This is a genomic window from Roseibium sp., from assembly GCF_025698965.1.
GTDB lineage: Bacteria > Pseudomonadota > Alphaproteobacteria > Rhizobiales > Stappiaceae > Roseibium.
Genome location: NZ_JAILWL010000555.1, coordinates 1 through 3,926, shown reverse-complemented (window position 1 = coordinate 3,926; position 3,926 = coordinate 1). Strand labels below are relative to the sequence as shown.

General features: G+C 52.9%; 5 protein-coding genes. 3 read left to right on the top strand and 2 right to left on the bottom strand.

Going from position 1 to position 3,926, the window contains the following annotated elements:
* Window positions 1-21: 21 nt before the first annotated feature.
* Complete coding sequence (locus K5905_RS29320; RefSeq protein WP_297591075.1) at window positions 22-429, top strand: DUF983 domain-containing protein; 408 nt, start codon at window positions 22-24, stop codon at window positions 427-429.
* Between the two features lie 109 nt (window positions 430-538).
* Here the strand turns inward: K5905_RS29320 and K5905_RS29315 are convergent, their stop codons facing one another.
* Window positions 539-1,006 carry an Lrp/AsnC family transcriptional regulator gene (locus tag K5905_RS29315; protein WP_297591073.1) on the bottom strand — a complete coding sequence of 156 codons (468 nt, stop codon included), beginning with the start codon at window positions 1,004-1,006 and terminating at the stop codon, window positions 539-541.
* A gap of 146 nt (window positions 1,007-1,152) precedes the next feature.
* Here K5905_RS29315 and K5905_RS29310 point away from each other — a divergent pair, with 146 nt between their 5' ends.
* Together K5905_RS29310 and K5905_RS29305 are read left to right on the top strand one after the other, a co-directional pair.
* Window positions 1,153-1,584 carry a DUF2000 domain-containing protein gene (locus tag K5905_RS29310; RefSeq protein WP_297591070.1) on the top strand — a complete coding sequence of 144 codons (432 nt, stop codon included), beginning with the start codon at window positions 1,153-1,155 and terminating at the stop codon, window positions 1,582-1,584.
* Window positions 1,585-1,763: 179 nt separating this feature from the next.
* Window positions 1,764-2,828 carry a hypothetical protein gene (locus tag K5905_RS29305; protein WP_297591067.1) on the top strand — a complete coding sequence of 355 codons (1,065 nt, stop codon included), beginning with the start codon at window positions 1,764-1,766 and terminating at the stop codon, window positions 2,826-2,828.
* A gap of 156 nt (window positions 2,829-2,984) precedes the next feature.
* Here K5905_RS29305 and K5905_RS29300 read toward each other — a convergent pair.
* Window positions 2,985-3,926 (bottom strand): molybdopterin-dependent oxidoreductase (locus K5905_RS29300; protein WP_297591066.1); only part of this gene is annotated, 942 nt, incomplete at its 5' end.

The following is a 3,926-nucleotide window of genomic DNA, read 5'->3' as shown; positions in this document are numbered from 1 at the left end:
TAGCACACGAAAGGGTGGCCGATGAGCACGACTCAACACTGGCCCAAACTCCCGCCGATCCAGACCGGCATCAAAGGCCGGTGCCCCCGTTGCGGAGAAGGCAAGATATTTGACGGCTTTCTTGCACTGAAGCCAAAGTGCACAAATTGCGGCCTGGATTTCAGCTTCGCCGACCCCGCTGACGGACCAGCCTTTTTTGTCATTTGCTTTGGCTGTGTTCCGGCAGTTGCATTTGCCATCTGGCTTGAGGTCGCCTTCACCGCCCCTTACTGGGTTCATCTGGTGACCACGCTGCCGCTGATCCTGATCACCTGCATTCCCATGCTCCGCCCTCTCAAGGGCTGGCTGGTTTCGAGCCAGTATTTTTACAAGGCCGAAGAAGGCAGGCTGGTGACACCTGATACAGATACCTCAGAAAATCAGACCTGACTCCCGGGAGCCCCAATCCAGGGCAGATCTGATCGTCACCTGAGGCGGGCGGTGGTATCGGACGGATGATACGCCGCCCTTTTTATTTGACCTTTCGCCCCTGCGATGCTCACAAGCCGAGCGGCAAGCCCCTGAATGGCTTGATTTCCTTGAGAGCGAAATTGGTCGTCATGGTCTTGATACCGGGCAGTCGGCGCAGCGTATTCATTGAAAACTCGGCGTAGGAGTCGAGATCCCTGCAAACGACCGTCAGCATGAAATCAGCGCTGCCGGAAACCGAGTGGCAGGAGATCACCTCAGACAGTTCCTGCACCCGACGCTCAAAGCGCGTCGCATCCGCATCCGAATGGTCATCGATCTGGATCGTGACATAGACGAGAACACCCAGTCCGATTTGCCGTCGGTCGAGATTAGCGCTGTAGCCGCGAATGATGCCCTCCTCTTCCAGCTGCCTGACCCGGCGCCAACACGGAGAAGCAGACATGGACACCGTCTCGGCAAGCGCAGAATTCGTTATCCTTCCATCTGCCTGAAGTTTTTCGAGGATCCTTATATCTTCCTTCGATAGCTCATTCATCGGTAATATCTTTCATAAATAAATCTGCTTTCGAAAGACCTTACCTATTTCCGCCTTCGTTTCAAATAAAATGGACAACACCTTTCAGGTGAATGAGGTCATCCTGCCGGTCGCACTTCTTTCAATTTGCCGACGGGATCAAAACCATGAGTTTACAGGGAAAAGGCGATCTACGGATCGCTATCATTGTCAATCCAACACTTTCGTCTGGCCAAGCGGCCAACACTGTGGCGACGATTGGAATTGGCCTTGGCGCAGGGCAAACCGGCTTCGGCAACGTCACACTCAGCGACCGTGCCGGCCTGTCTTTTCTAACCAGCGCCGACAGACCCGTTCCTGTTCTGCAGGCAGCGGGAGAAGCCATGCAGGATCTGATGTCAAAAGCGCATTTAACGCTGCCAGACAGTGGTGGCATGGTCCTTTTTCCTTCCTTCGCAAGGCTTCTGCATAGTTTTGACGACTATCGGAACGCAATTCCGATGCGTGACTTAAAAGAAGAGCAGATAGACGGCATCGGCCTCTTCGGCCCCACAAGATGGGTAAAATCTCTGACCGGGAGCCTGAAACTTCATCAGTAAGACATGCAATTTGCGGCAAGCGTCTTGTCTGGCACCCCAGGCAACCAGCCGACTCCCGCCGCTTAAACTGCATCACTTTGAGTTGATTAAAGAAACATCAAGCTACTTTACCTTGCGGCAGTTGCGATGAGCACCTACATGATAAAGGGTCAGTGGGCATTGCATAAGGCGAATGACCGATGCACTGCAAGACCGCATTTTTTATTATTTCTTTGGTTTACAGCAACTCTGTCGCCGGACAGGAATTTGTCGATCACGAGTTCTACAAAAGCTATTTCAGCGACCCGAGCATCATTGTGCTGCACAGACCAAGACCGTTCAAAGCCGGCGACCTGATCAGGTATTTCTCGGCCCAGGATCACAGGCTCCACAGCCTGACCAATTGCACACGCGGCCCTTTGACCATTGGCGCGTTGAGCCAGAGGGCCGAGCATGACGTCAACCAGACAGGCGAAGGAAACGACTGGCAGAAAACAGTAGTACTCGGTGAAGGAGACGCTGATGCGGCCCTCCCTTCCAAAAACATCGTTACGCGGCGCGACACAGTTGAATATGCCAGTCCTGACGAGGGACAAGGCAAGTTCCGCGCCCGCTCGGAAACCCTTTCCGTTGCGCTGATTGACTTACGTAACTCGCTCAATGTGTACCTTTGCCCCAAATATGACGATTGGTCGAGCGCCGTCGACGGGCTTGCCGTTCCCGAAACCGTTTATTGGTTTGAAGGTGAAGTGAAAATCACCTCAAGGGTTGCCTTGAAGCTGGAAAGCAGGATCACGCTTTCTGCGGAAAACCTGGCTCCGGTCGTGAAGCAGGCTCCGTGGGCAGAGGCATTGATGAAGTCGATCAAAGCGGACAGGGACGGCGCGAAAGAAGTCTCCGTCGAAACAAGCATGATTGCGCGATTTCCAACTCTGAAACAAACTGAAACACCTACAGCATTGGCTTTCAGACCACTTTACATAAATCCCGAAATCGCAAAACAAATCAGCGATTTCTACCAGACAATGTCAAAGGAGTTTGGCGGCGTATTCACTCCTGAAGAGGCCAGGTCAATTCTTGAAAGAGAGCATTCGCTTAATCTGAAAACCGAAAACAGTTTGATCAACAAGGTGTTTTCTCCCAGTGAAATCGTCTTCCGTGAATGGACTTCCGGAGACACCGAGATAGCCGAACGCAACAGATCGATCGCCCGGAATATAAAACAGGCGATCTATTTGAACTATCTGGCGTCAAGGGCGGACTAGGTTCAGGACTTTGTCACCTCTGGTCTGGAGACGATGGACATCGGTTCTGGTGGCGCCGGAAGTCACTTGTAGAGGAAAACTCCAAGGTGGATCATCCCGCAATTCGGATATCGAACCCTATGCGCGCAGTTCCCGGATCCAGAACCTCAACGCTTCTTAGACTGCCCTCACCCAAACAGCGGTGTCATGAAACGCCGCACCGCCGTAGGGAGCGACCGGATCGGCCCCTGTCAACGTGTTAATGCCTCTGCCATCTTCAAAGGCATCATTTGGCCAGATGCCTTCGGATATGACTGTGCCGGGTGCCAGGTTCGAGACGTGACGCGCGTGAAGCGTCACTACGCCCCGCTTGTTACCCATTTTGACTTTGGCACCGTCCTCAATTCCGAAATGAGCAGCTTCATCAGGCCGCAACCAGACTTCCGGGCGGCCTTCCTTTTTTCTCGAACTCTCTGTTTCAGCAAAGGAGGAGTTGAGAAACGAACGCGCCGGAGCTGTCACCAATCGGAATGGATGCTGTTCGTCGGCAAGCTCAATGCTGTCCCACTGATCCGGCAACTTGGGCATCTGCAGCCAAGGACCGAAAGCCGTTTCACCATCCGGTTTGTTGGGCGCTGCTGAACGCCCCCAATTCGGTTTGAAGTGAAACTTGCCGTCGTCATGGCCAAAACCGTTCAGGAAGTGCGAGGTCTCGAAATCAGGCTGCAAATCCCGCCATTTGTTTGCTTCGAGTTCTTCAAGCGTTCCCAGGCCTGAATTTTGAAGCATCCAGTCGATATGATCGCGCGCGCTCATATCGAAACCAGGATGAGATTTTGCTTCAACTCTCTTTGAAATCTCATTGATGACAAACAGGTTTTCACGTGGCCCTGCCGGAGGTTCAACTGCCTTTGGACCCAGAAGGAAGTACTGATGTCCGCCACCTTTATAGATGTCATCATGTTCCAGAAACTGGGTCGCCGGCAATACGATATCGGCCATTTTTGCGGTGTCGGTCATGAACTGCTCGTGGACCACGACAAAAAGGTCCTCCCGAGCAAATCCTTGTTTGACCAGCTCTTGTTCCGGGGCAACCGATACCGGGTTCGTATTCTGAAT